This is a genomic window from Bradyrhizobium sp. USDA 3240, assembly GCF_054063295.1.
In genome coordinates this window covers 1,244,722-1,269,675 of record NZ_JBSSGD010000002.1, presented here as the reverse complement: position 1 = coordinate 1,269,675, position 24,954 = coordinate 1,244,722, and the positions used below count along the sequence as shown (strand labels likewise).

23 protein-coding genes and 1 pseudogene are annotated in these 24,954 nt (G+C 65.7%); 15 read left to right on the top strand and 9 right to left on the bottom strand.

Translation table 11 applies throughout. From position 1 onward, the window contains the following. Positions 1-46: 46 nt before the first annotated feature. Positions 47-1,057 (bottom strand): glycosyl transferase, encoded by a 1,011-nt coding sequence (locus ACVIGA_RS06765; RefSeq protein ID WP_456665761.1) that lies wholly within the window; start codon positions 1,055-1,057, stop codon positions 47-49. Positions 1,058-1,065: 8 nt separating this feature from the next. After that, a complete protein-coding gene (locus tag ACVIGA_RS06760) occupies positions 1,066-2,031 on the bottom strand; it encodes a lysylphosphatidylglycerol synthase transmembrane domain-containing protein (RefSeq protein ID WP_456665760.1) in 966 nt (321 codons plus the stop codon). Positions 2,032-2,382: 351 nt separating this feature from the next. Between ACVIGA_RS06760 and ACVIGA_RS06755 the strand changes: the two genes are divergently transcribed. The 6 genes from ACVIGA_RS06755 to ACVIGA_RS06730 all read left to right on the top strand — a co-directional run bounded on the left by ACVIGA_RS06755 (position 2,383) and on the right by ACVIGA_RS06730 (position 10,882). Continuing rightward, entirely contained in the window at positions 2,383-3,795 is a 1,413-nt protein-coding gene (locus ACVIGA_RS06755; RefSeq protein WP_456665759.1) for a mannose-1-phosphate guanylyltransferase/mannose-6-phosphate isomerase, read from the top strand. A 249-nt stretch (positions 3,796-4,044) separates the two neighbouring features. After that, positions 4,045-5,061 carry a Gfo/Idh/MocA family oxidoreductase gene (locus ACVIGA_RS06750; RefSeq protein ID WP_456665758.1) on the top strand — a complete coding sequence of 339 codons (1,017 nt, stop codon included), beginning with the start codon at positions 4,045-4,047 and terminating at the stop codon, positions 5,059-5,061. Between the two features lie 50 nt (positions 5,062-5,111). Further along, entirely contained in the window at positions 5,112-6,263 is a 1,152-nt protein-coding gene (locus tag ACVIGA_RS06745) for a DegT/DnrJ/EryC1/StrS family aminotransferase (RefSeq protein WP_456665757.1), read from the top strand. A 102-nt stretch (positions 6,264-6,365) separates the two neighbouring features. Further along, positions 6,366-7,895, top strand: a complete 1,530-nt coding sequence (murJ, locus tag ACVIGA_RS06740) for a murein biosynthesis integral membrane protein MurJ (RefSeq protein ID WP_456665756.1) — start codon at positions 6,366-6,368, stop codon at positions 7,893-7,895. Between the two features lie 128 nt (positions 7,896-8,023). Next, the gene (locus tag ACVIGA_RS06735) at positions 8,024-10,333 is read left to right on the top strand and encodes a xanthine dehydrogenase family protein molybdopterin-binding subunit (RefSeq protein WP_456665755.1); all 2,310 of its coding nucleotides are present in this window, start codon (positions 8,024-8,026) and stop codon (positions 10,331-10,333) included. 102 nt (positions 10,334-10,435) lie between these two features. Then, on the top strand, positions 10,436-10,882 hold the full coding sequence (locus ACVIGA_RS06730; protein ID WP_456665754.1) for a c-type cytochrome: 447 nt from the start codon (positions 10,436-10,438) through the stop codon (positions 10,880-10,882). A gap of 81 nt (positions 10,883-10,963) precedes the next feature. Here the strand turns inward: ACVIGA_RS06730 and ACVIGA_RS06725 are convergent, their stop codons facing one another. After that, positions 10,964-11,386: a CHRD domain-containing protein gene (locus ACVIGA_RS06725; RefSeq protein WP_223970130.1), complete on the bottom strand. Its 423-nt coding sequence runs from the start codon at positions 11,384-11,386 to the stop codon at positions 10,964-10,966. 166 nt (positions 11,387-11,552) lie between these two features. Between ACVIGA_RS06725 and ACVIGA_RS06720 the strand changes: the two genes are divergently transcribed. Beyond that, on the top strand, positions 11,553-12,491 hold the full coding sequence (locus tag ACVIGA_RS06720; protein WP_375775656.1) for a c-type cytochrome: 939 nt from the start codon (positions 11,553-11,555) through the stop codon (positions 12,489-12,491). Positions 12,492-12,515: 24 nt separating this feature from the next. On the opposite strand, the gene ACVIGA_RS06715 is transcribed toward ACVIGA_RS06720, so the two are convergent. Both ACVIGA_RS06715 and ACVIGA_RS06710 read right to left on the bottom strand, forming a co-directional pair. Then, positions 12,516-12,869, bottom strand: a complete 354-nt coding sequence (locus ACVIGA_RS06715; protein ID WP_456665753.1) for a DoxX family membrane protein — start codon at positions 12,867-12,869, stop codon at positions 12,516-12,518. Between the two features lie 20 nt (positions 12,870-12,889). Continuing rightward, the gene (locus ACVIGA_RS06710) at positions 12,890-13,564 is read right to left on the bottom strand and encodes a hypothetical protein (protein WP_456665752.1); all 675 of its coding nucleotides are present in this window, start codon (positions 13,562-13,564) and stop codon (positions 12,890-12,892) included. A gap of 124 nt (positions 13,565-13,688) precedes the next feature. Between ACVIGA_RS06710 and ACVIGA_RS06705 the strand changes: the two genes are divergently transcribed. Continuing rightward, the gene (locus tag ACVIGA_RS06705) at positions 13,689-14,294 is read left to right on the top strand and encodes a TetR/AcrR family transcriptional regulator (RefSeq protein ID WP_456665751.1); all 606 of its coding nucleotides are present in this window, start codon (positions 13,689-13,691) and stop codon (positions 14,292-14,294) included. Between the two features lie 43 nt (positions 14,295-14,337). Here the strand turns inward: ACVIGA_RS06705 and ACVIGA_RS06700 are convergent, their stop codons facing one another. Continuing rightward, positions 14,338-14,583: an Lrp/AsnC ligand binding domain-containing protein gene (locus ACVIGA_RS06700; protein ID WP_044539700.1), complete on the bottom strand. Its 246-nt coding sequence runs from the start codon at positions 14,581-14,583 to the stop codon at positions 14,338-14,340. A gap of 193 nt (positions 14,584-14,776) precedes the next feature. Here ACVIGA_RS06700 and thiD point away from each other — a divergent pair, with 193 nt between their 5' ends. From thiD to ACVIGA_RS06680, 4 genes are all read left to right on the top strand, one after another. Next, entirely contained in the window at positions 14,777-15,574 is a 798-nt protein-coding gene (gene thiD / locus ACVIGA_RS06695; RefSeq protein WP_456665750.1) for a bifunctional hydroxymethylpyrimidine kinase/phosphomethylpyrimidine kinase, read from the top strand. 440 nt (positions 15,575-16,014) lie between these two features. Then, a complete protein-coding gene (locus ACVIGA_RS06690; protein WP_375775652.1) occupies positions 16,015-16,827 on the top strand; it encodes a UDP-2,3-diacylglucosamine diphosphatase in 813 nt (270 codons plus the stop codon). Further along, positions 16,824-17,915 carry a glycosyltransferase family 4 protein gene (locus ACVIGA_RS06685; protein WP_456665749.1) on the top strand — a complete coding sequence of 364 codons (1,092 nt, stop codon included), beginning with the start codon at positions 16,824-16,826 and terminating at the stop codon, positions 17,913-17,915. The genes ACVIGA_RS06690 and ACVIGA_RS06685 overlap by 4 nt, the downstream gene beginning before the upstream one ends. Before the next feature lie 42 nt (positions 17,916-17,957). Continuing rightward, positions 17,958-18,947, top strand: a complete 990-nt coding sequence (locus tag ACVIGA_RS06680) for a threonine/serine dehydratase (protein ID WP_456665748.1) — start codon at positions 17,958-17,960, stop codon at positions 18,945-18,947. A gap of 90 nt (positions 18,948-19,037) precedes the next feature. Here ACVIGA_RS06680 and ACVIGA_RS06675 read toward each other — a convergent pair. Together ACVIGA_RS06675 and ACVIGA_RS06670 are read right to left on the bottom strand one after the other, a co-directional pair. Further along, positions 19,038-19,274 (bottom strand): annotated as a pseudogene (locus ACVIGA_RS06675) (ADP-ribosylation/crystallin J1); the annotation flags it as partial. Positions 19,275-19,284: 10 nt separating this feature from the next. Next, on the bottom strand, positions 19,285-20,616 hold the full coding sequence (locus tag ACVIGA_RS06670) for a hypothetical protein (protein WP_456665747.1): 1,332 nt from the start codon (positions 20,614-20,616) through the stop codon (positions 19,285-19,287). A gap of 75 nt (positions 20,617-20,691) precedes the next feature. On the opposite strand from ACVIGA_RS06670, the gene ACVIGA_RS06665 reads away from it, so the two are divergent. Next, positions 20,692-21,864 carry an MFS transporter gene (locus ACVIGA_RS06665; RefSeq protein WP_456665746.1) on the top strand — a complete coding sequence of 391 codons (1,173 nt, stop codon included), beginning with the start codon at positions 20,692-20,694 and terminating at the stop codon, positions 21,862-21,864. On the opposite strand, the gene dgcA is transcribed toward ACVIGA_RS06665, so the two are convergent. Next, a complete protein-coding gene (gene dgcA, locus ACVIGA_RS06660) occupies positions 21,861-22,862 on the bottom strand; it encodes an N-acetyl-D-Glu racemase DgcA (RefSeq protein ID WP_456665745.1) in 1,002 nt (333 codons plus the stop codon). The genes ACVIGA_RS06665 and dgcA overlap by 4 nt on opposite strands. 141 nt (positions 22,863-23,003) lie before the next feature. Here dgcA and ACVIGA_RS06655 point away from each other — a divergent pair, with 141 nt between their 5' ends. Then, positions 23,004-24,137, top strand: coding sequence for an MlaE family ABC transporter permease (locus ACVIGA_RS06655; protein ID WP_456665744.1), 1,134 nt, complete (start codon positions 23,004-23,006; stop codon positions 24,135-24,137). 2 nt (positions 24,138-24,139) lie between these two features. Then, the gene (locus ACVIGA_RS06650; protein WP_456665743.1) at positions 24,140-24,910 is read left to right on the top strand and encodes an ABC transporter ATP-binding protein; all 771 of its coding nucleotides are present in this window, start codon (positions 24,140-24,142) and stop codon (positions 24,908-24,910) included. The last annotated feature ends 44 nt before the right edge of the window (positions 24,911-24,954 follow it).

Here is a 24,954-nt window from a genome sequence, read left to right as displayed (position 1 = left end):
ATTTTGACGCGTTTTCTTCACGCGGCTGGAAAACGCTCTGGCCCGGTCAGAGCGGCCGCGCGAACCGGCGCAGTTGCCAGGCGACGGCGAGCGCGCCGGCCAGCAGCAGGACGATGTCTGCTGCGAGGGAATTGAGGGCGACCGAGGCGAATGCGAGCAGCGCCAACACCACGTTGAGCGCAAAGACCTCGCCGACGACGCGCCACACCACAAAGCCGTTGTCGGTCGCGCGCTGATAGAAGTGCGAGCGGTGCGCGGACCAGAATGGCTCGCGCCGCGCGATGCGGCGAAACAGCGTGACCGTCGCGTCGGTCAAATAATATAGCGGCAGCAGCAGCGCGGCGGCGAATTGCTGATGCAGGGCAAGCTCGAGCAGGCACCAGCCCAGCAGCAAGCCGATCGGCAGGCTGCCGACATCGCCAAGGAATATCTTTGCCACCGGCCTGTTGAACGGCGCAAAGCCGAGCAACGCGCCGCACAGCGCCGCCGCGACCAGCGCGCAAGCAGCGGGCACATGGCCGAAGCTGCCGAGCAGGGCGACGGCCACCGTGATCGGCACGGCCTCGGCCGCCGTCATCAGGTCGAGCCCGTCCATGAAGTTGACGAGGTTCACGAACCAGAGGCCGGCGACCAGCAGCAGGCCGCGTTCGAGCCAGACCGGGCAGGCCGCAACGAGCCTGAGATCGGCCGGCGCCGAAAACACCACGGCTGCGACGGCGGCGGCCTGCAGCAACAGCCGCGGCACGACGGGTAGCGAGCGGATGTCGTCGGCAAAGCCCACCACCGCGATGAACAGGCAGGCCGCGAACACAGTGAAAGGTATCGTCAGGTCCGGAGATCCGGCCAGCACGATGACGAGCCCGCCCGCCAGCAGCGTGGCTGCGATGACCGCGATGCCGGCGCCCTGCGGCGTTGGAATGCGGTGCGACGAGCGCGCGTTTGGCTTCGCCAGTGCCACGCGCAGCAGCAGGGGCCGCGTCGCCTGGATCAGGACGGCCGAGATCGATGCGGCCAGCACCGCCGCGATCAATGACAGGAGGGTCTCGAAACTGCTCATTGGTCCGGTCACTGAGATCCCGGGACTTCGATCGGCTCGGCGCCCTTGGCGGCCTTTTCCGGGCTCAGGATCCACACCAGGCCGCCGAACACACCGACCACGAACGACACTGCGCCGAACAGCAGCGAGATGTTGACGCCTTCATTCGCGATCAGGCCGGCATAGCCGAAGGCGAGCGCCATCGTGGCCTCGCGCACCCCCCAGCCCGCAATCGAGATCGGCATCATCGTGATCAGCATCACCGGGGGCAACAATTGGAAGATCTCGCCGAAGGTGACTGGGGCCGCGATCGATTTCACCACGCACCAGCCGATCACGACGGTCACCACGTGAATGCCGATCGAAAGGGTCGCGACCCGCAATCCATGCTGGCGGCTGAACAACACCCGGTTTGCGATCACCGCGCAGGCGTGGATGTGGTGCGTGGCCCACCACTGCTTCAGCCAGGGCCACGGCAACAGGCCGATCACGAGGAAACCAAATCCGGCCGCGAGCGCGGCGAGGTCGAGCAGCAGCAACGCCATCCAGCCGTTTGTATCGGCGATCAGCCGATAGCTCCAGGGCAGGGTGGCCGCGATGACGACGGCCAGGGCGATCAGTCCGACTGCGCGATCGACGAAGATCGAATAGGTGGCGGCGCGCCAGCCCGCACCGGCGCGCGCGACAAGCCAAAGCCGCACGGCGTCGCCGCCGATCGAGGACGGCAGTGTCTGGTTGAAGAAGGTACCGATCACGTTGAAGCGCATCGCCTGCGCGGTTTCCAGCGGTGCGCCGCACTCCACGCTGATCTCGCGCCAGCGCAACACCCCGAGGAAGATCTGTAGGAACGTGACCGCGATCGCGAGGCCGAGCCAGCCCAGGCTCTCGACCTGGATGCGGGAGGCGAGGTCATACAGGTTGACCTTGCGCAGCGAGAAATACAGCAGCGCAGCCGAGATCAGGATCTTGACGGTCGAAAGCAGGATTCGGCGCATTTCCGTTCGCGCTGCCAGGTTTTCAGAATGTGTCAAAAACAGCGCAAAACGCTTTCGCGCGCCCAAATTCGCCGCCTTGGTATGGTTTCCGCACCGATCTGGCAATACCCGTACTGGTCCCTATTGCGGCAGGTGCGAAGGGGCGGCTAAAGATGCCGGAACGGGGGACGGCCAGCCGTTCACCGGGAGTTTACAAGACCGGTAAGATCCGACCAGACGCGTGGGGGCGCGTGACTGCCCGGATCGTGCCTCCCAGGTAACAGGGCTGCCGGCCACGGCAGCCCGGGCCAATTTGGTGTGCCGCCTGCGGATGGATACGACTGGACTGGCACGACAGGACTTGAGGCATCGATGGACCAGCGAATTATTCCCCTGATCATGTGTGGCGGCGCAGGGACGCGGCTCTGGCCGGCGTCGCGCGAGGTGCATCCGAAGCAGTTCCTGTCCTTGTTCGGGGCGCGCTCGACCTTCCAGGAGACGCTGCTGCGGGTCTCCGACGCCGGCCTGTTCGAGCGGCCGATCGTCATCACCAACGAGGCCTATCGCTTCATGGTGCTGGAGCAGCTCGCCGAGATCGGCCGCGAGGCCGATGTGCTGCTGGAGCCGATGCGCCGCGACTCCGGGCCCGCGATCGCGGCCGGTGCGGCGTTCGCGCAGAGCCGTGACGGCGAAGCGATCGTGCTGGCGCTCGCCGCCGACCATCTGGTGCGGGATACGGCGGCCTTCGTCGCCGCCTGCCGCGGCGGATTGGTGGCTGCCGAAGCCGGCCGCATCGTGACCTTCGGCGTCAAGCCGGAACGGCCCGCCACCGAATACGGCTATATCAGCCCGGGCGAGGTGGTCGCCGGCGAGGTGCGCGCGGTGGCAAAATTCGTCGAGAAGCCGGATGCCGCGACGGCGGCAGGCTATATCGATGCGGGCTATCTCTGGAACAGCGGCAACTTCATGTTCCGCGCAAGCGTGCTGCTCGACGAGTATCGCAATGTCGATGCCGACAGCATTGCGTCGGTTGAGCAGTCGGTTGCGTCAGCGACGCGCGATCTCGGCTTCGTCAAGCTCGATGCGTCGGCGTTCGGTGCGGCGAAGGCGATCTCGATCGATTACGCCGTGATGGAGAAGACCGCGCATGCCGCGGTGGTGCCGGTGGCGTGCGGCTGGTCCGACATCGGCTCGTGGCGTCAGGTCTGGGAGCTCTCCGACAAGGACAGTCTCGGCAACGCGGCGCGCGGCGCGGCGGTGTTCGAGGACTCCCGCAATTGCAACGTCTCGACCGACCGGGCGCTGGTCGCGCTCGAAGGCGTCGACGATCTCGTCGTGGTCGCGACCCAGGACGCCGTGCTGGTGTCACGCCAGAAGGACGCCAACGGGCTGAAGCGGCTGGTCGCAAAATTGAAGGTGGCGGCGCCCGGGGTGACCGAGAACCACATCAAGGTGCATCGCCCCTGGGGCTCCTATCAGTCGGTCGACAATGGCGACCGCCACCAGGTCAAGCGCATCATCGTCAAGCCGGGCGGGCGGCTGTCGCTGCAGAAGCACCATCACCGTTCCGAGCACTGGATCGTGGTGCGCGGCACCGCGCAGGTCACCGTCAACGAGCTGGTCAAGACGGTGCACGAGAACGAGTCGATCTACATCCCGATCGGCGCGGTGCACCGGCTGGAGAATCCCGGCAAGATTCAGCTCGAGCTGATCGAGGTGCAGACCGGCAGCTATTTCGGCGAGGACGACATCATCCGCATCGAGGACGACTACCGGCGCAGCTGAGGCGAGCCGGTTCCCGCGCCGATCGCCGGGCGCGGGACGATGTAACTCTTTGAATCAAAACGTGTCCGGATTTCGTCCTTGGCATTCGCCACATTTGTGACGCCGTGCTATAGCGGCTGCCAACGAAGCGGGGTGATTTGCGCCAGAGGCGCAGATCGGGACGAGGGGCCTTGGTCTTACTCCCTCGGAGCCGGGATGGCTCCCTGAGGAGCCGGGACAACCGCCAGAACGCTACTTGGGGTCTACGATATGAATGCAAAAGTGTCCGCAGCCGGCGCGAGGGCCGATATCGGCCGCGCATTGCGCGTCGGCGTGATCGGCGCCGGCGTAATGGGCAGCAACCATGCCCGCGTGCTGGCCGGACTGCCCGGCGTCGTGCTGATCGGCATCGTCGACCCGCTGCCGGAGCACCGGGCGCGCGCCGTCGACCTGGTCGGTTGCCGCGCCTTCGAGAGCCTCGATCAGCTGCTTGCCGAGGGCGTCGATGCGGTGACGATCGCCGCACCCACCCACCTGCATCACGAGATCGCGCTCGCCTGCATCGCGCGCAACATCCACATCCTGGTCGAGAAGCCGGTCGCATCCACGGTCGAAGAGGGCCGCGAGATCGTCGCGGCCGCCGAGCGGGCCGGTGTCACGCTGATGGTCGGTCATGTCGAGCGTTTCAATCCCGCGGTCGCCGCGATCAAGCAGGCGATCTCGGGCGAGGATATCCTGTCGATCGGCATCACCCGGGTCGGCCCGTTCCCGCCGCGGATGTCCAATGTCGGCGTCGTGATCGATCTTGCCGTGCACGACATCGATCTGATCCGCTGGTTCACCGAGTCCGACATCGTCGAGGTGCAGCCGCAGCTCTCGAGCGCGGTCGCCGAGCGCGAGGACATCGCGCTGCTGCAGTTCCGCACGGCGTCCGGCGTGCTCGCCCACATCAACACCAATTGGCTGACGCCGTTCAAGGCGCGCAACGTGACGGTCGCAACCCGCGGCAAGTACGTGATGGGCGACCTGCTCACCCGTCAGGTTACCGAATGCTTCGGCTTCAAGCCGGACGGCAGCTATTCGATGCGCCATCTGCCGGTCGGTCACGACGAGCCGCTGCGCGCCGAGCTGATCGCCTTCCTCGAAGCCGTCCGCAGCGGCAAGGTGCCGGCGGTGTCCGGCGACGAAGGCGTGGCGAGCCTCGAGATCGCGATCCGCTGCCTGGAATCGCCGGCGCGGCCCGCCGCCTCGACGATGCGCAAGGGACCGCGCCGCATCGCCGGCTGATTGCCTTCACTGGCTGATTGTCATTCATTCAACACGTGCAAAGAGCTTCCATGAACCAGCATATGCAGCTTGAGCCCATTCCCTTCATCGATATCGTCGCGCAGCGCCGGCGGCTCGGCAAGTCGATCGATGACGCGGTCGCGCGCGTGCTCGACCATTGCCAGTTCATCAACGGTCCGGAAGTCATCGCGCTGGAGAAGGCGCTGGCGGACTATAGCGGCGCCAAGCATGTGGTGAGCTGCGCCAGCGGCACCGACGCGCTGCTGATGGTCCTGATGGCGAAGAATGTCGGGCCGGGCGATGCGGTGCTGTGCCCGACCTTCACCTTCTGCGCGACCGGCGAAGTCGTGACGCTGACCGGCGCGACGCCGGTTTTCGTCGATGTCGATGAGGAGACCTTCAACATCGACGTCAATTCGCTGAAGCGCGGCATTGCGACGGCGCGGGCACGCGGGCTGAAGCCGGTTGCCGTGATCCCGGTCGATCTGTTCGGCCAGAGCGCCGATCACGACGCGATCGGTGCGGTCGCCGAGGCCGAGGGCCTGTTCGTGCTCGACGACGCCGCGCAGGGCTTTGGCGCAACCTACAAGAACCGCAAGCTCGGCACCTTCGGCCTCGCGACCGGCACCAGCTTCTTCCCGGCCAAGCCGCTCGGCTGCTTCGGCGACGGCGGTGCGATCTTCACCGACGACGAGGAGCTGGCGCGCACGCTGCGCAGCATCCGCGTTCACGGCCAGGGCTCGGACAAGTACGATAACGTGCGGCTCGGCCTCACGGCGCGGCTCGACACCATGCAGGCGGCGATCCTGCTCGAGAAGCTGAAGATCTTCGACGACGAGATCGCGGCGCGCAACAAGGTGGCGGAACGCTATTCGCGGGCGCTCGGCAACCTGGTCGCGGTGCCGCGCCTTGCTCCCGGCTGCACCTCGGTGTGGGCGCAATACACCATCCGCCTGACCAACGGCATCGATCGTGACGCCTTCGCGGCCGCCTTAAAGGCGCAGGGCGTGCCGACCATGATCTATTATCCGAAGTCGGTCCACCAGCAGACGGCCTACAGCCACTATCCGGTCGCCGACGGCGGCCTGCCGGTCAGCGAGCGCCTGTCGAAGGACGTCATCGCCCTGCCGATGCACCCCTATCTCGACGAGGCGGCGCAGGACCGCGTCATCGCGGCTGTGCGCAGCGCGCTACAGGCATGATCCCGAAAAGTGGCTTCCGGTTTTCGGGCTGGATCATGCCTAAATCGTTAGCGTCCTGATACGTCATTTTGACGTAGGGTGATGATGCGCTAGAAGCAGCCCATGCTTGGGCGCATCTTCACCGTCGGCGGCTATACCCTGCTATCGCGGGTCACCGGGTTCGCGCGCGACATCATGCTCGCGGCGATCCTTGGTGCCGGGCCGCTCGCCGACGCTTTCTTCGTGGCGCTGCGGCTGCCCAATCATTTCCGCGCGATCTTTGCCGAAGGCGCCTTCAACGCCGCCTTCGTGCCGGCCTATGCCCATGTTCATGGCGAGCGCGGCGAGGCGTCGGCGCGGCTGTTCGCCGACCGCATCTTCACGCTGCTGTTCGCCTCGCAAGTGGTCCTGCTTGCGGTGGCGATGGCGTTCATGCCGCAGGCGATGAGCATTCTCGCGCCGGGCTTTACCGAGGACGCATCGCAGCGCAAGCTCGCGATCGAGCTGACGCGGATCACTTTCCCCTATCTGCTGCTGATCACGCTGGTGACGCTCTATGGCGGCATGCTCAACGTGATGCACCGCTTCGCCAGCGCCGCCGCGGCGCCGATCTTCCTCAACCTCGCCATGATGATGACGCTGGCGCTCGCGGCGTTCTTCCCCAGCGCCGGCCACGCCGCGGCCTGGGGCGTCCTGATCTCGGGCTTCCTGCAGTTTGCCCTGCTTGCCGGCGACCTCGGGCGTCACGGTGGCCTGCCGCGATTCGCGCCGCTCAAGCTCGACGAGGACGTCCGCGCCTTCTTCCGCGCGCTGGGGCCGGCGACTTTGGGCTCGATGGGAACGCAGGTGGCGCTGTTCGCCGACACCATCATCGCGACGTTTCTCCCCGCAGGCGCGCTGTCGGCGCTGTATTATGCCGACCGCCTCAATCAACTGCCGATCGGCGTCATCGGGATCGCGATCGGCACCGTGCTGCTGCCGGAGATGTCGCGGCGCCTGTCAGCCGACGATCACACAGGCGCCATGGCCGCCCAGCGCCGCGCCTTCGATTTCACGCTGCTGTTCTCGGTGCCGTTCGTGGCGGCGTTCCTGACCGTTGCCGATCCGATCATGCGCGCGATGTTTGCCCGCGGCGCGTTCTCGAAGGCCGATGCTGCCAGCGCAGGTGCGACGCTCGCTGCCTATGCGGTTGGGTTGATTCCCTTTGTGATGATCCGCAGCGCGGTCGCGACCTTCTACGCGCGCAAGGATACCGCAACTCCGGTGAAAGCGGCGCTGACCGGGGTCGCGGTCAATGTCGCGCTGAAGATCGCGCTGGTCGGCTCGTTGGCGCAGGTCGGGCTGGCGCTCGCGACCGCGGTCGGGGCCTGGGTCAATCTGCTGCTGGTGCTGTTGTTCGCGGTGCGCCGCGGCTATCTCGTGTTCGATCGCGCGCTGATCCGCTCGTTCGGCACTTTTGCACTGTGCGGCGTGCTGCTCGCGCTTGCCCTGTGGCTGACCTCGCATTTCGCCTATGTGTGGTTCGCGCCGATGCAGATCTTTCGCGATGAGATGATCCTGCTGTTGCTGATCACGGTCGGCGCCTTCGTCTACGCGCTGCTGATCCTCACGCTGTTCGGCCGCGGCTGGTTGTTCACGCTGCGGCGCGTATAGTTTTACCTGTCAAATCAAATGCATAGGAGTTGGCCGTGGGATAGCGCCGCGTGCGGCGGAAAGCGGTTTGCGCTTCGCTGACAACCACGCCAATATGCGCGCAAACAACCAAGGAAATTGGAGAGACGATGGCAGCTCCCATCAAGTTCGGCGTCGGACAAAGTGTGCGGCGCAAGGAGGATGACGCTCTGATTCGCGGCAAGGGCCGCTATACCGACGACGTCGCCCCGTCTCCCGCATTGCACGCGCTGATGCTGCGTTCGCCGCATGCGCATGCGACCTACACGATCGATGCCGGCAAGGCCCGCGGCATGCCCGGCGTGGCGCTGATCCTGACCGCGGCCGATGTCGCCGAGCTCGGCGGCCTGCCGTGCCTGTTCAATCTCGAAACCGATCCGTTCACCGCACCGCCTTACCCGATCCTCGCCAAGGATGAAGTGCGCCATGTCGGCGACGCCATCGCCTTTGTGGTCGCCGATACCCTCGATCATGCTCGCGACGCAATCGAGGCGATCGACGTCAAATGGACGCCGCTGCCGGCGGTGGCCGGCCTGATCAATGCGGTGAAGAAGGGCGCGCCGCAGGTGTGGCCGGACAAGCCCGGCAATCTGCTGTTCGACGTCTCGATCGGCGACAAGGGCGCGGCCGAGGCCGCCTTCGCCAAGGCGCATGCGGTGGCCGAGATCACCATCGTCAATCCACGCGTCATCACGAACTTCATGGAGACCCGCGCCGCGGTCGCCGAATACGACGCCAAGAAGGACCATCTGACGCTGACGATCGGCAGCCAGGGCAGCCACCGCCTGCGCGAGATCCTCTGCGACATGATCCTGAAGATGCCGAAGGAGAACATGCGGGTGATCTGCCCGGATGTCGGCGGCGGCTTCGGCACCAAGCTGTTTCCCTATCGCGAGTATGCGCTGATCTCGGTCGCGGCGCGCAAGCTCAAGAAGTCCGTCAAATGGACCGCCGAGCGCTCCGACCATTTCATGGGCGACGCGCAGGGCCGCGACAATCTGACCACTGCGAAGATGGCGCTCGCGGAAGACGGCAAATTCCTCGGCATGGATGTCGACCTGATGGGCGACATGGGCGCCTATCTCTCGACGTTCGCGCCCTACATCCCCCATGGCGGCGCCGGCATGCTGCCGGGCCTCTATGACATCAAGGCCTTCCACTGCCGCGTCCGCACCGTGTTCACCAACACGGTGCCGGTCGATGCCTATCGCGGTGCCGGCCGACCGGAAGCCGCCTATGTCATCGAGCGGCTCGTGGATGCTGCCGCGCGAAAGCTCGGGATGACGCCGGATGCGATCCGGCGGAAGAACTTCATCCCGCCGAAGTCGCTGCCCTACACGACCGCGACCGGCAAGGTCTACGACTCCGGCGACTTCGTCGCGCATATGAAGCGCGCGATGGAGATCGCCAACTGGAAGGAGTTTCCGAAGCGCGCCAAGGCCGCCAAGAAGGATGGCCTGGTGCGGGGCATCGGCATGGCGAGCTATGTCGAGGTTTGCGGCACCATGGGCGAGGAGACCGCCAATGTGGCGCTCGATCCCAACGGCGATATCTCGATCCTGATTGGCACGCAGTCGAGCGGGCAGGGCCACCAGACCGCTTATGCGCAGATCGTCGCCGAGCAGTTCGGCGTGCCGCCGGAGCGCGTCCATGTGCTGCAGGGCGACACCGACAAGATCGCGACCGGCCTCGGCACCGGCGGCTCGGCATCGATCCCGTCCGGCGGCGTCAGCGTGCAGCGGGCGACGCACGAGCTCGGCAACAAGCTGAAGGAGCTTGCGGCGCAGGCGCTGGAAGCCGGCGCCGGCGACCTCGAAATCGCCGACGGCCGCATCCGCATCGCCGGCACCGACCGCTCGGTCAGCTTTGCCGATCTCGCCAAGCGTCCCGGCGGCGATACGTCGAAGATGAATTCGAGCGCGACCTTCGCCAGCGCCGACGGCACCTATCCGAACGGCACGCACCTCGCCGAGGTCGAGATCGATCCCGCCACCGGCATCATCAAGATCGTCAGCTACGTCATCGTCGACGATTTCGGCGTGACGCTCAATCCGCTGATGCTCGCGGGCCAGGTGCATGGCGGCGCGATGCAGGGCATCGGGCAGGCGCTGATGGAGCAGGCGGTCTACAGCCCGACCGACGGTCAGCTCGTCACCGGCACCTTCATGGACTACGCGATGCCGCGCGCCGCCGACGGGCCGTCCTTCGTGTTCGAGACCAACAACGTGCCGTGCACGACCAACCCGCTCGGCGTGAAGGGCGCAGGCGAGGCCGGCGCGATCGGCTCGTGTCCGGCGGTCGTCAACGCGATCGTCGAGGGGCTGCATCGCGAGTTCGGGATCGACCACATCGACATGCCGGCCACGCCGGAGCGGGTCTGGATCGCGATCCGCGAGGCCCAGCGCCGCCATAATCTTTGATGAATTGTCGCAGGCGGAATGAAGATTCCGCCTGCGGTGTTTGCAAACCAGGCCGGCCGCGTCCTGCGGACCGGGACAGAGCAGGATTGAGGGGTTTTACCGATGAAGCGGATTGTCGTCGTTGCAGCGATGCTTGCGTTGAGTGCGGGGGCGGTGGTGGCCGACCAGGAGCAGGTCAAGGTGACCCAGGCCCAGATGAAGGAAACCGGCAAGAACGCCGGTGCGCTCGGCGCCATCATCAAGGGGGAGAAGCCCTACGACCAGGCAACGGTCGACGCCGCGCTGGCGAAGTTCGAGGACACCGCCAAGAAGCTGCCGACGCTCTTCCCTGACAGCAGCAAGGGCCTCAAGACGGAAGGCGATTACTCCGCCGGGCCGAAGATCTGGGAAGACAAGGCCGGCTTCGAGCAGCACATCGCGAGCTTTGCCAAATCCGTCACCGACGCCAAGGGCAAGATCAAGGATGTCGACACGCTGAAGGCCGAGCTGACCGTGATCGGCAAGCAGTGCGGCGGCTGCCATGAGACCTATCGCCTGAAGAAGGGCTGATCGCCATTCGGTCAACGAGAAGGGCGGACGCTGTGAAGCATCCGCCCTTTTTTGTGCCGGCCGTTTCTTGCTGGTGTGCCTCTACTTGGTGACCTGGCCGCGGATTTCGCCGCCCGGGTTGGCCGCGGTGTGGACGTTGACGTAGTACTTGCCGGCGAGGAGATCGGCGGCCTGCGCGTCGGTCAACGTCGCGCTGCCCTCGGCCGGGCTCGACGTCGCGTTCGGGATGGCAACCGCGACACCGGAATTCTTGCCGGCTTCTGCGGGGCCGTGGAAATGCGCGGCGGTCGCAGGGCCCGACAGGCCGGAATAGGTCAGCTTCCAGCTCAGCTTCTTGGAGGCCGCGTCGTAGTCGATGTCGGCAGTGCCGGTGCCGGCGCTGGCATTGGCAGGCACTTCGGACTTGCCGTCCAGCTTCGCCGTCAGCTTCTCGGCGAAGGCCGGACCGGCGAGGGCGATTGCGGCGCCCAATGTCAGCGTGGCAAGCAAGGTCTTGTTTGGCATGGTTCTCTCCCCTTTGACGTCACACGATAGTTGCAAATCTTCAAACCGCGGCTCTCCGGATTTATTCCCAAAATGATCGTGAGTGCGGCAAATTTGATGCGAGCTTGTGCGAACGGTTGCCATCATACTGGTTGATGAACTGACGCGACCAATGACGGATCGGTGAATGTTGCGACGAATTCTCCTCCTGGCCGGTTTGGCCGGCTTGATCGGCTTCGGTGTGTTCTGGTGGCTGACGATCCCCGCGACCGTCGCCGCGAGCGCGCTGCCCGCCTACCAGCCCAATCTGGCCAACGGGCTCACAACGTTCAATGCGGGAGGATGTTCCTCCTGCCACGCGGTGCCGAAGCAGGACGACCGCACCAGGCTCGGCGGCGGCCTCGCGATACCGTCGCCGTTCGGGACCTTCTATGCGCCGAACATCTCGCCCGATCCGAACGACGGCATCGGCCGCTGGAGCGAGGCGGATTTCGTCACCGCGGTCATGAAGGGCACCTCGCCAGCGGGGACGCACTATTTTCCGGCGTTTCCCTACACGTCCTATCAGCACGCCAGGGTCAACGACGTGCGCGACCTGTTCGCCTATCTGAAGACCCTGCCGCCGGTCGCCGGCAAGGTGCGCGACCACGACGTGCCGTTTCCCTTCAACATCAGGCGCAATGTCGGGGTCTGGAAATTCCTGTTCATGGACGGCAAGCCGTTCGTCGCGGATGCGAGCCGCTCGGCGCATTGGTATCGCGGCGCCTATCTCGTCAACAGCTTCGGCCATTGCGCCGAGTGTCACAGCCCGCGCAATTTGCTCGGCGGCATCATCACTTCGCAGCGCTTCGCCGGGGGCCCGAATCCGGAAGGCGAAGGCTGGGTGCCCAACATCACGCCGCGGGGGCTCTCGGACTGGAGCGCGAAGGATGTCGCCTATTTCCTCGAGAGCGGACAGACGCCGGACGGCGATAGCGCCGGCGGATCGATGGTGCGCGTGATCCGCAACACCTCGCAGCTCTCAACAAGCGATCGCGATGCGATCGCCGAATACATCAAGTCGCTGCCGCCGGTCGACGGGCCGCCGAAGCCGACGCGCAAGACGGACAAGACTGATCCTTCCTGATGGCGCCGGGCGATGCTTGGCCTGCTATCCGCGCCAAGCACTGGCGGCAATGACCATCAAGCCGCCCGCAATCGCCAGGTCCTTGAAGAATAGCGTTCGTTCCACCTTGTTGGCGAGGTCGAGATGAAACCCGAACGCGGTCGCGAGGCAAAACAGCGCCAGCGCGCCGGCGGCGAATGACGACTGCCAGCCGATCAGCAACGCCAGGCCCGCACCAAGCTCGAGTGCGATGACCAGCGGCAGCAGTATGCCGGGAATATGGTATGCCGCCATGTGGTCGAGGAACGGCTTCGGGCCAGCGATCTTGGCTCCGCCGGCAAGGATGAACAGCAATGCGAGCAGGCTTCGTCCGGCAATCGTGACCATCGTGATCGGCATCGGGGGATCCTCCGGGCTTGTTATTGGTTGTTTTGACCGTGGCTTCTGGCCTGTGAAGCGAACAGGACGGCGGACAGGATGAAGGCAAAGACGAAGAAGGTTGTCCGTCCCAGGACCAGCGCCTTCGCCTGCTCAACCGGCGTGACCGAGATCAGGACCCCGAACGGGATGTAGCACCACAGCACAACCGCGATGGTGCTGCCGAGCCTGCCGAACTGCAGGAAGCCGAACGAGAACAGCAAGACTGCGAGATAGCTGGCGTGAAACTTGACCTGGGAGGCGATCATCTGCAGCTCCCCATCGGCCGGTGACAGCGGCAATCCGTTCTGGATCGCATGCACCATGGTCATGATGTGGTGGTTCTCGACGCAATCGAGGATCACCGTGAGCATCATGGAGGCGAGCGCGATGCCCAGCAGATACGGGTCCATGATGGTGCGCAGCCGGGCGGCCAGCACGGCGAAAAACGCGCCGTAGAAGATCATGAAGAGATTATCGAGCCCGAGATTGAGCCGCAGGCCGAACGGCACCAGCGGGGTCCCGAGATACGCGCCATAGGCTTCGACGGAGCGTGCGGTCTGGAAGAAATCCTGCGAACCCTTGGTGGTGAGGATACCGATCACCATGGCCGCGACGGTCGACGCCGCGAGCGTCGCCAGAATCGCGAGCGTGCGGTCCAATCGGCTGATCTGCATGATATAGCTACTCCGTGTGCGTAAAGCCGACTCGTCGAGTTACAAATATCAACTGCTATCTGAAAATAGATATCAGACGATATCTGAAAATCAATTGGTATTTTAAGTTCGGGAGCCCTGTCCGTTGCCCAGGCTAAATCGCGAGGAAAGTCAGGCCCGTACCAAGAGTCTCCTGATCGAGGCGGCGCGCGAGGAGATCATCAAGAAGGGGTTTGCGCAGGCCTCCGTGCGCGACATCGCCGACGCAGCCGGATTTTCGCAGGGCGCGTTCTATTCGAATTTTCCCGACAAGGAGGCGATCCTCCTGGAACTGGTGCAACAGCACCAATCCGAGGAGCGTGCAAAAATCGAAAGCGTGTTGGGGCAGACGCCGGGCGAGCCAGCGAAGGTGATGGCGGGCCTCGAAAAATGGGCCGCCACCGCCAATTCGGATCCGGGGTTTGCCGTGCTGGCGATCGAGCTGCAATTGCAGGCGCTGCGCAGCCCGACTTTCGCGCAAGGCTATAATGAACTCAACCGCAAGCACCGCCGCGCGCTGGGCGTGCTGGTGACGCGCCTGTTCGAGGTGCTTGGCAAGCAGGCGCCCGCCGATCCCGTGGAGATCGCTACCTGCTTCATCGCATTGGGCCGCGGCATGGCGCTGTTGTCGAGGGGTGGCGAGGTCAGTCGCAGCGGCCGGATGGTCGTCACGTTCTTGAAGGCGCTGATCGACTCAGCGCCGGCCGCCTAGCGGCGCGCGCCTCGCCAATCGGGCGTGTGTGAAGATCGATGCGCTACTTCGCGCCGAACGCCTTGAAGGTGATGATGGTGAGGGTGTCCTGGATGCCCGGGAGCACCTGAACCTTCTCGTTGATGAAATGGCCGATGTCGGTGTCGTGGTCGACGTAGAACTTGACCAGCAGATCGTAATTGCCCGCGGTGGAATAGATCTCGGACGCAATCTCGGCTTCCGCCAGCGCGTTGGCGACGGTGTAGGACTGGCCGAGCTTGCATTTGATCTGGACGAAGAAAGGAACCATCAAAGTCGTCTCCGGGGATTTCCGCGACTATAGGCCAAAAACCGGCCGCCAAGGCAAGGGGGCAAGGCAAGCGGGCAACAAGGCCAACTTGCGGTAAAGTCAGGCGAACTTGCTGCCGATGGGCGGCCGGGCTAGGACAGGCCATGATCCTGTTCGCAACGGTCTCATTCGTCCCAACCGCCGGTGCCGCGCAATGACGCCGGTCGCGCTCACCATCGCCGGCTCGGATTCCTCGGGCGGGGCGGGCATCCAGGCCGACCTCAAGAGCTTTGCCGCGTTCGGGGTGTACGGCGCCTCCGCGATCACGGCGCTGACCGCGCAGAACACCACCGGCGTCAGCGGCATCCATCCGGTGCCCGCTTCGTTCGTCACGGCCCAGATCGATGCGGTGTTCTCCGACCTCGACGTCGGCGCGGTGAAGATCGGCATGGTGGCGCAGGCCGAGACGATCGTGGCGATCGCCGACGGGCTGAAACGCTGGGCGCCGCGCCACATCGTGCTCGACCCGGTGATGGTGGCAACTTCGGGCGATCGGCTGCTCGCTGCCGAGGCGATCGATGCGCTGAAGACCATGCTGTTTCCGCTGGCCTCGCTGATCACGCCGAACCTGCCGGAAACGGCGGCGCTGCTGAACGAGCCGGTCGCCTCAAGCGAGGCCGACGTCGCGCGACAGGGCAGGCAATTGCTGGCGATGGGATGTCGCGCGGTGCTGGTCAAGGGCGGCCATGGGCACGGCGCCGAGAGCATCGACTATCTGATCGATCGCGAGCGCAGCATCGCGCTCGCGGCGCCGCGCATTGAAACTGCCAACACGCACGGCACCGGCTGCTCGCTGTCATCGGCGATCGCAGCCGGACTCGCGAAAGGCGAAGGCCTGGAGACCGCCGTGCGCAACGCCAAGGCCTGGATCACGGAAGCGATCGCCGCCGCCGATCGCTTCGCCGTCGGACATGGCCACGGGCCGGTGCATCACTTCCATAAATATTATTGAAGCGCGGCCGCTGCGTAGCCCGGATGGAGCCAGCGGGTCGCGCGAATGCGCGCCCGATGACAGGCTCCGCGAAATCCGGGACCAGATCATCCGTGGACGCAAGACCCCGGATTGCGCTGCGCTCCATCCGGGCTAAGTAGTCTTCGTTCATCGAAGAGGAAGCCCGTCATTGCGAGGAGCGATAGCGACGAAGCAATCCACTTCCCCGCTTGCGGCGCTATGGATTGCTTCGCTTCGCTCGCAATGACGGTGGATCGGCGTTCCTGTGCATTTCAACGCCTATTCCGCACAGCTTCGTCCACCCATGTCGCCAGATTGTCGCACGCCGCTGTTATCCGCAGGGAAGGGGGCGTGCGGCTGATTCTCGTTAACTGTTAGTGAGGCCTTGGGTCGCGAGGGTCGTCATCGCCTTGTCACAGGAATCTGTTAGGTGCACAGGCATGGGAAGTGACTCCTTGAGTGAAGAAAGCCCCGAGCGGCGCTTTCGCACTTTGTTTATCTCCGATGTCCATCTCGGAGCCCGCGGTTCGCAAGCCGACCGCCTGCTGGACTTCCTCCGCTCCCACGATGCCGACACGATCTACCTCGTTGGTGATATCGTCGACGGCTGGGCGCTGAAGTCGAACTGGCACTGGCCGCAGACCCATAATGATTTCGTGCAGAAGATGCTGCGCAAGGCGCGCAAGGGCGCCAAGGTGATCTACGTCCCGGGCAACCACGACGAGTTCCTGCGCAAATATTACGGCACGCATTTCGGCGGCATCGACGTGGTGGAGAACACCGTTCACACCGGCGCCGACGGCAAGCGCTACCTCGTGATCCACGGCGACATCTTCGATCTCGTGGTGCAGAACGCGCGCTGGCTCGCCCACCTCGGCGACAAGGCCTACGACTTCGCGATCCAGATGAACCGCTTCGTCAACTTCTTCCGCAAGATGTTCGGCGTGCCGTACTGGTCGCTGTCGCAATGGGCCAAGCTGAAGGTCAAGAAGGCGGTGAACTATATCGGCGCATTCGAGGCGACGCTTGCAGGCGAAGCGCGGCGTCACGGCTGCGACGGCGTGATCTGCGGCCACATCCACTACGCGACGATTCATGACGAGCAGGGCATCCGCTACATGAATTGCGGCGACTGGGTCGAGAGCTGCACGGCGCTCGCCGAGCATGAGGACGGCCATTTCGAGATCATCACCTGGACCGACCCGGTACGCCGGATCGCGCCAGTTCCGCGAGTGACGGCACGCGCTGCATGACGCATATCCTGGTCGCGACCGATGCGTGGCATCCCCAGGTCAACGGGGTTGTCCGCACGCTGACCATGATGGCACAGGCGGCGAAATCGCTCGGCGTCGAGGTGAGCTTCCTGACGCCGGACGAGTTCCGTACCTTCGCGATGCCGAGCTATCGCGACCTCCGGCTGGCGCTGCCGTACCAGGCCAAGGTCGCAAGCCTGATCGAGGCCGCCAAGCCCGACAGCATCCATATTGCGACCGAAGGCCCGATCGGGCTGTCGGTCCGCCGCTATTGCCGCAAGCAGGGCCTGCCGTTCACGACAAGCTTCCACACCCGCTTTCCCGAATACGTCTCGGCACGGACGCCGGTCCCCGAGGCCTGGGTGTGGCGCGCGCTGCGCTGGTTCCATCGGCCGAGCCGGGCAGTGATGGCCGCGACCCCGGCGCTGGCCGCCGAATTGCGCCAGCGCGGCTTCCGCAACGTGGTGCTATGGTCGCGCGGCGTCGACACCGCGCTGTTCCACCCGCGCGACGTGGACCTCTGCCTGCCGCAGCCGGTCTATCTCAGCGTCGGCCGGGTGGCGGTGGAGAAAAACCTCGAGGCGTTCCTCGATCTCGACCTGCCCGGCACCAAAATCGTGGTCGGCGACGGCCCGGCGCGGGCGGCGCTGGAGCGGAAATATCCGGAGACCGTCTTCCTCGGCGCCCGCCATGGGGAAGAATTGGCTGAAATCTATGCCGCAGCCGATGTGTTCGTTTTCCCCAGCCGCACCGATACGTTCGGTCTGGTGCTGCTCGAAGCGCTGGCCAGCGGCCTGCCGGTTGCCGCTTTTCCGGTCACCGGCCCCCGCGACGTGATCGGCGCGGCGCCGGTCGGGGTGCTCGACGAGGATCTGCACCACGCCTGCCTGGAGGCGCTCGGCATCTCGCGGCAGGCTTGCGTCGATTTTGCCGCGCTCCACACCTGGCAGGCGTCGGCCCGGGTGTTCATCGACCGCTGCATGAACGTCCGCCCCGTCGCTCCCGACGGCGAGGGGGAGGCGTTCGAATTCGGCGCCGAAGAGCACCATTTTGCGGCATTGCCGGCGCCACAGCCAAACTCACGCTAAAGCGTCTTGCCCGCCGGGCCGCCGCCGCGATACAAATCGTGGATGACGGACATCACTCTCAATCCACCCGTCGCTGCCGCGGACATCGATGCCGCCGCACGGGTGGTCGCGCCGTTCGCGGTGCGCACGCCGCTCCTGACTTTCCCGGTTCTCAACGAACGCGTCGGCACCCAGGTCTTCCTCAAGCCCGAGATGCTGCAGCGGACCGGATCGTTCAAGTTCCGCGGCGCCTTCAACAAGCTCGCCTCGATACCGCAGGACAAGCGGAGCGGGGGCGTCGTCGCGTTCTCCTCGGGCAACCACGCCCAGGGCGTTGCCGCGGCCGCGAAGATTCTCAACATGCAGGCGACCATCGTGATGCCTGCGGACTCCCCGATCACCAAGCGCGAGCGGACCAAGTCCTATGGCGCCGAGGTCGTGCTGTACGATCGCGATCGCGACAACCGCGAGGCGATCGCCAATGGCATCGCCAGCAAGCGCGGCGCGACGTTGGTGCGTCCCTATGACGATCCCTTCGTGATCGCGGGCCAAGGCACAGCCGGCCGCGAGATCGCCGAGGACATGGCGGCGCTCGGGCTCGTTCCCGACATCGTCGTCGCACCGGCTTCCGGCGGCGGCCTGATCGCGGGCGTTGCCACCGCGGTGAAGGCGAAATTTCCCCAGTCCCAGGTGATCGTGGCCGAGCCCGCGGGCTATGACGATCATGCTCTGTCGCTCAAGGTCGGCCATCGCGAGGCGCATGCGGTCGCGCCGCGCACCATCTGCGATGCGCTGATGGCGATGATGCCGGGCGAGCTCACCTTCGCCATCAACAGCAAGCTGCTCGCAAACGGCGTCAGCGTCTCCGACGACGAGGTCGGTGCTGCCGTCGCTTTTGCCTATCGCGAGTTGAAGCTCGTGGTCGAACCCGGCGGCGCAGTCGGCCTCGCGGCGCTGCTCGCGGGACGGATCGACGCCAAGGGCAAGAACGTCGTCATCGTGCTCTCGGGCGGCAATGTCGACGCCGACCTGTTCGCGAAGCTCGTCGCCTGAGACCAGCATCTTGAAAAGAAACGGGGCAGGGCCGTAGTCGCTCTGCCCCGTTTCGTTGTGCGCCGCCGCTGATCAATGTCTGAAGCCGCCATAGCGATCGATGAAGCTTCGTTTGACCTGAAACCGTGTGACGAATCCGGCGCCGCTTGCGGGCACGTTCCAGTCGCGCGCAATCTTTGCGGCGTACTCTTCCGTCAGGACCGGATAGAAGATCGGTTGATCGGGAAGCCGCGGCGGAAAGGCACGCATGCCACCCTGCTCGATCAGCGCGAGCTCCTGGGGGCCCACCGGCCGCCAAAGAGTGATCGTGTCGGTTTCGTCGGGCATCGGACCGCGCTTACGAGAAGAACGCGATTCTCTCGACCTGGCTCATACGGCGGATCGGCGCGAGCGGATCGTTGGCTGCGACGCTCGGCTTTTTCAAAAGCCCACTCGCGATGATGGTCGAGCCGAGTGAGATTTCTGCCGCGGGAGCCGCGGCAGCCTCGACGGCGGGCCGGAGGGGCGGCGGCACGGCGGCCGGAGCCGCGGCAACCGGTGCTGCAGCAACTGGCGCTGCAGCAATTGGCGCTGCGGCCATCAGCGGCGGCTCGACCTTGACCTCGATCGGCTCAGGCGCCGGTGCGGGCTCGGGCTGAATCGCCGGTGCATCCATCTCGGGTTCGTCAGCCATTGCCTCGGCGACGCGCATCTCCTCGGCGGCGCGCATCTCTTCGGCGATCGCTTCTTCGTCGATCGGATCGGGCGCGCCCATCTCCATCGCGATGAGGTCGAGCATCGCTTCGTCCTGGGCGTCAGCGGCGGCCTCGGTGACACGGGCGAGCTCTGCGGCTTCGGCTTCGGCCAGCGCGGCCTCCGCCTTGAGCCATGCTTCGTTCGGCTCAGGCGTGGCGGCAGCCTCAATGCTCGGCGTTGCGGCAGGCACGGCGGCTTCGGCGGGCGGCGTCGCGACGGCTTCCTGAGGCGGCGCCGGCGGCGTGGCGGCGATCGTGGCGTCGGGCGCAGCGCTCTCGGCGGCAGTGCCTTCGGCTACCGGTTGCGGCGAGGGCGCAGCAACGAGCGGTTCCGCAACCGGTGCTTCGGCTACGGCCGCTCGCTCAGCCACGGGCGTTTCCGTCTGATCCGGATCGAATTCGCTGAGCCGGCGGGCCAGCGCCGCGAAGGCGGCATCCAGCACGGCCTTGGCGTCGTCCATCGAAACCTCGGTCGCACCGGCCTCGATCGCGCTGGCCTGCGAATCGATGATGTCGCAGATCCGGCCGTCATTGCCGATCTCGCGCAGCCGCCAGGAGATCTCCCGAATCACCCGCACGCCCTTGCGCACCGGCGCGAGGTTCGGCTCGAAGCTGATGCCGTCGAGCGCCGCGATGGCGGAGGCCTGGGCGGCCTCGATCGCGCCGCGCAGGGCGGCCAGCGCCTGCGCCAGCTGCTCGTCCCTGATGGCCGCTGCGGCGGCTTGCCGCTGCGCGCTGAGGCTGTCCTCGATCCGCGCCACGGCATCGAGCACCATGCGGGTATCCGCATTGCGGTTGCGCTTGGCGTATTCGCCGAGGAACCAGCGGCCCCGCGAGGTCTCCATGAAGGCCGCGCTGATCGCAGCATAGTCCTCCTCGCTCGGCAGGGCCGCGCGGGCGGAAATCGGCGACAGGGCGAATGCTTCTTCGGCCATCACAATCTCTCCGCGCAAATCACTGCGCGTTACGCTAACGATCACCACGATATCGCGCGAATCGCAATTGAATTGATGTCTTCCGAATCACAAATCCCCATTGCAGCAAAGGTCGCGTCGCGGCGATTCGCGCGCAGCCTCGCGGCGTTCTATGCCACGACGTTCGGGATGACCGGGGTCCACCTGCCGTTTTTCACGGTGTGGCTGAAGGCGATCGGGATCGACGCCACCTGGATCGGCCTCATCACGGCGGTGCCGCCGGTGACGCGCTTCACCGTGCTGCCGCTGGTCACCGCGGCTGCGGAGCGGCGCCAGATGCTGCGCGGCGCGATGATCGCCACGGGATTCGCCACCGCGGTGGGCTTTGCCGTGATCGGCACCCAGCACCAGCCGTTGGTGTTGCTCGCGGTCTATGCGCTGACCTGCTGCGTCTGGACGCCGATGGTGCCGCTCACCGACGCCTACGCACTGCGCGGCGTCAGGCAATTCGGCCTGAGCTACGGACCGTTGCGGCTGTGGGGCTCGGCCGCCTTCGCGGTCTGCGCGCTGATCAGCGGGTTCTTGCTGCGCTATGTCGCCGAGGTCGATCTGATCTGGATCATCACCGCCGTGACCGTGCTCGGCGCACTGGTCGGGCTGACGCTGCGGCCGCTGGGCCGCCCGGTGGCTACAGTCGCGCACGCGGCCGGCGTGCCGAGGCTGCTGCGTAATCCGACATTCCTCGCGATCATCGTGTCCTCGGCGCTGATCCAGGGCAGCCACGGCGCCTATTACATCTTCGCATCGATCGCCTGGCAGCAGGCCGGCTTCAGCGGCCTGACCATCGCGGCCCTCTGGGTGCTCGGCGTGATCGCCGAGATCGTGCTGTTTGCGGCCTCGCCGCGCTTCACGCTGCCGTCGGCTGTGCTGGTGATGATCGCGGCCGCCAGCGCTATGGCGCGCTGGGCGATCACCGCGCAGGATCCGCCGCTTGCGGTGCTGGCCGTGGTCCAGCTCGGGCACGGGCTGAGCTTCGGCCTGACCCAGGTCGGCATCATGGGGCTGATGGTGCATCATGTGCCGGTTCATGTGATGGCGCGCGCGCAGGGTTACCTCACCGCCTGCGGCGGCATCGTCGCCAGCACCACGGCGATCGTCAGCGGCTTGGTCTATGCGCGCTTCGGGCTCGGCGTTTACGACATGATGGCGGCGATGGCGGCGACGGGCGGGCTGGTGATGTGGTTCGCGCGCAAGCGACTAACCCACTAGCCCCAGAGCGCGGCGTCGGGCGGATAGACCAGGCTGCCTTCATAGCGCAGGCCGTTGTCGCGATCCCTGGCCAGCAGCAGCGGGCCGTCGAGGTCGACGAAGCGCGCGGCTTGCGCGATCAGCATCGCCGGCGCCATCGCCAGCGAGGTCGCGACCATGCAGCCGATCATGATCTCGAAGCCGAGCGCGCGGGCGGCGTCCGCCATCGCCAGCGCTTCGGTCAGTCCGCCGGTCTTGTCGAGCTTGATGTTGACGGCATCATAGCGGCCGCGCAGGCCCTCGAGAGAAGCGCGGTCATGCACGCTCTCGTCGGCGCAGACCGCGACCGGGCGCTTGATCCGCAGCAGCGCCTCGTCCTTGCCGGCCGGCAGCGGCTGCTCGATCAGCGTGACGCCGGCATCGGCGCAGGCCGCGAGATTGGCGGCGAGATTGTCCTCGGTCCAGGCTTCATTGGCATCGACGATGAGTTCGGAGGTGGGCGCCGCCTTGCGCACGGCGGCGATCCGCGCGGCGTCGCCATCGCCGCCGAGCTTGATCTTGAGCAGCGCGCGATGCGCGGCCTTCGCGGTGGCTTCCGCCATCGCCTCTGATGTCCCGAGCGAGATCGTATAGGCGGTGGTGCGCGGCTCGGGCGCAGGCTGGCCGAGCAGGTTCCAGATCCGCTGACCGGCGCGCTTGGCCTCAAGGTCCGCCAGCGCGCAGTCCAGCGCATTGCGGGCGGCGCCGGCCGGCATCCGGGCCTGCAAGGCGATCCGCTCCATGCCATTGGCGAATGGCTCCTGCATCGCCTGGATCGCCTGCAGCGTCGCCTCGGGCGTTTCGCCATAGCGCGGGTAGGGCACGCATTCGCCGCGGCCGGTGAGGCCGCCCTGGCTCACCTCGGCCACCACGACGACGGCCTCGGTCTTGGCGCCACGGCTGATCGTGAAGGTCCCGGCGATCGGCCAGCGCTCGATCCGCGTGGTCAGGGAAATCGCTCCGGGAGGGGTGGAAGTCATTTTAAAGTCTACTATTTCCTGAACCGTAGCTTGCGACGCGCAACCAACTATGGCTGGTTAGCGACAGATTCGACAAGCCGATCCGGCATCGCCGGAGATCTACGTGAGCGGCGGCCAGCCGGCTTGAGGGGTAGGCATAAGGTGAGCGGCGACCCGACACTGGAGCGGATAGCCCAAGGCGAAGGACTGGCGTTGTGCGCGGCGGGCAACTGGACGGCCCGCTTTGCTCCCGCGCTTGAGCGGATCGTCTCCGACGCCGAGAAACTGCGCGGCAGCCGTTCCCATATCTTCATCGATGTGTCGCAGGTCGCGAGCCTCGACACGTTCGGCGCGTGGCTGATCGAGCGGCTGCGCCGCAGCCTGAGCGATGCCAGCGCCGAAGCGGAGATCGCGGGCCTCTCCGCCAATTATTCCAGCCTGGTCGACGAGGTGCGCCGCGTCGGCCCTGCGCCCAGGGTTGTCAGCGACCGGCTGTCGATCACGGGCATGCTCGAGCAGATCGGCCGCACCGTGGCCGGGGTCAGCGGGACAATCATCGGGCTGGTCGATATGCTCGGTGCGGTGCTGGCCGCCGCCGCCAAGGTGCTGATCCATCCGCGCAGCTTCCGTCTGACCTCGACGGTGCATCATCTCGAGCAAGTGTGCTTGCGCGCGGTGCCGATCGTCGTGCTGATCACCTTCCTGATCGGCTGCATCATCTCGCAGCAGGGCATCTTCCATTTCCGCAGGTTCGGCGCCGACATCTTCGTGGTCGACATGCTGGGCGTGCTGGTGCTGCGCGAGATCGGCGTGCTGCTGGTCGCGATCATGGTCGCGGGCCGCTCCGGCTCGGCCTATACCGCCGAGCTCGGCTCGATGAAGATGCGCGAGGAGATCGACGCGCTGCGCACTATGGGCTTCGATCCGATCGAGGTCTTGATCCTGCCGCGCATGCTGGCGCTGGTGCTGGCGCTGCCGATCCTGGCCTTCCTCGGCGCGATGGCCGCGCTCTATGGCGGCGGCCTGGTGGCCAGGCTCTATGGCGGCGTCGATCCGGAGGCGTTCCTGCTCCGCCTTCGTGATGCCATATCGATCGACCATTTCATCGTCGGCATGGTCAAGGCGCCGGTCATGGCCGCGGTGATCGGCATCGTCGCCTGTGTCGAGGGGCTTGCGGTGCAGGGCTCGGCGGAGTCGCTCGGTCAGCACACCACCGCGTCGGTGGTGAAGGGGATCTTCTTCGTGATCGTGATGGACGGCGTGTTCGCGATCTTCTTCGCCTCGATCGGGATGTGATCATGGCCGAGCAGGACGTCGACGCCATCATCCGGGTCCGCGACATCACGGTTCAATTCGGCAGCACGCGCGTGCTCGACGGCCTCGACCTCGACGTCAAGCGCGGCGAGATCCTCGGCTTCGTCGGGCCGTCGGGCGCCGGCAAGTCGGTGCTGACGCGAACCATCATCGGCCTTGTGCCGAAGGTCTCCGGCCGCATCGAGGTGTTCGGCGTCGATCTCGATGCCGCGAACTCGGCGCAGCGCCGCGGCGTCGAGCGGCGCTGGGGCGTCTTGTTCCAGCAGGGCGCGCTGTTCTCCTCGCTCACGGTGCGCCAGAACATCCAGTTTCCGGCGCGCGAATACCTGCGCGTCTCGCAGCGGCTGCTCGACGAGATCGTGGTGGCGAAGCTCGTAATGGTCGGGCTGAAGCCCGAGGTCGCCGATCGCTATCCGTCGGAACTGTCCGGCGGCATGATCAAGCGCGTCGCGCTGGCGCGCGCACTCGCGCTCGATCCCGAGCTCGTGTTTCTCGACGAGCCGACGTCGGGCCTCGATCCGATCGGCGCCGGCGATTTCGACGAGCTGGTGCGCACCCTGCAGCGCACTTTGGGGCTGACCGTTTTCATGGTAACCCACGATCTCGACAGTCTTTACACGGCGTGCGACCGTATCGCCGTTTTAGGGAACGGTAAGATCATTGCTGCAGGATCGATCGCCGACATGAAGGCATCGCAGCATCCGTGGCTGCAGCAATATTTCAACGGCAAGCGCGCCCGCGCCGTTGTGGCTTAGCCCATGATCCCGAAACGAAAAGACCGGTTTTCGGACGAGATCAT

Bases quoted from the DNA above. Each gene is read 5' to 3' on its own strand.
- ACVIGA_RS06765 (WP_456665761.1), bottom strand. From the start codon at position 1,057: ATGAGCAGTTTCGAGACCCTCCTGTCATTGATCGCGGCGGTGCTGGCC.
- ACVIGA_RS06760 (WP_456665760.1), bottom strand. From the start codon at position 2,031: ATGCGCCGAATCCTGCTTTCGACCGTCAAGATCCTGATCTCGGCTGCG.
- ACVIGA_RS06755 (WP_456665759.1), top strand. From the start codon at position 2,383: ATGGACCAGCGAATTATTCCCCTGATCATGTGTGGCGGCGCAGGGACG.
- ACVIGA_RS06750 (WP_456665758.1), top strand. From the start codon at position 4,045: ATGAATGCAAAAGTGTCCGCAGCCGGCGCGAGGGCCGATATCGGCCGC.
- ACVIGA_RS06745 (WP_456665757.1), top strand. From the start codon at position 5,112: ATGAACCAGCATATGCAGCTTGAGCCCATTCCCTTCATCGATATCGTC.
- murJ (WP_456665756.1), top strand. From the start codon at position 6,366: ATGCTTGGGCGCATCTTCACCGTCGGCGGCTATACCCTGCTATCGCGG.
- ACVIGA_RS06735 (WP_456665755.1), top strand. From the start codon at position 8,024: ATGGCAGCTCCCATCAAGTTCGGCGTCGGACAAAGTGTGCGGCGCAAG.
- ACVIGA_RS06730 (WP_456665754.1), top strand. From the start codon at position 10,436: ATGAAGCGGATTGTCGTCGTTGCAGCGATGCTTGCGTTGAGTGCGGGG.
- ACVIGA_RS06725 (WP_223970130.1), bottom strand. From the start codon at position 11,386: ATGCCAAACAAGACCTTGCTTGCCACGCTGACATTGGGCGCCGCAATC.
- ACVIGA_RS06720 (WP_375775656.1), top strand. From the start codon at position 11,553: ATGTTGCGACGAATTCTCCTCCTGGCCGGTTTGGCCGGCTTGATCGGC.
- ACVIGA_RS06715 (WP_456665753.1), bottom strand. From the start codon at position 12,869: ATGCCGATCACGATGGTCACGATTGCCGGACGAAGCCTGCTCGCATTG.
- ACVIGA_RS06710 (WP_456665752.1), bottom strand. From the start codon at position 13,564: ATGCAGATCAGCCGATTGGACCGCACGCTCGCGATTCTGGCGACGCTC.
- ACVIGA_RS06700 (WP_044539700.1), bottom strand. From the start codon at position 14,583: ATGGTTCCTTTCTTCGTCCAGATCAAATGCAAGCTCGGCCAGTCCTAC.
- thiD (WP_456665750.1), top strand. From the start codon at position 14,777: ATGACGCCGGTCGCGCTCACCATCGCCGGCTCGGATTCCTCGGGCGGG.
- ACVIGA_RS06690 (WP_375775652.1), top strand. From the start codon at position 16,015: ATGGGAAGTGACTCCTTGAGTGAAGAAAGCCCCGAGCGGCGCTTTCGC.
- ACVIGA_RS06685 (WP_456665749.1), top strand. From the start codon at position 16,824: ATGACGCATATCCTGGTCGCGACCGATGCGTGGCATCCCCAGGTCAAC.
- ACVIGA_RS06680 (WP_456665748.1), top strand. From the start codon at position 17,958: ATGACGGACATCACTCTCAATCCACCCGTCGCTGCCGCGGACATCGAT.
- ACVIGA_RS06670 (WP_456665747.1), bottom strand. From the start codon at position 20,616: ATGGCCGAAGAAGCATTCGCCCTGTCGCCGATTTCCGCCCGCGCGGCC.
- ACVIGA_RS06665 (WP_456665746.1), top strand. From the start codon at position 20,692: ATGTCTTCCGAATCACAAATCCCCATTGCAGCAAAGGTCGCGTCGCGG.
- dgcA (WP_456665745.1), bottom strand. From the start codon at position 22,862: ATGACTTCCACCCCTCCCGGAGCGATTTCCCTGACCACGCGGATCGAG.
- ACVIGA_RS06650 (WP_456665743.1), top strand. From the start codon at position 24,140: ATGGCCGAGCAGGACGTCGACGCCATCATCCGGGTCCGCGACATCACG.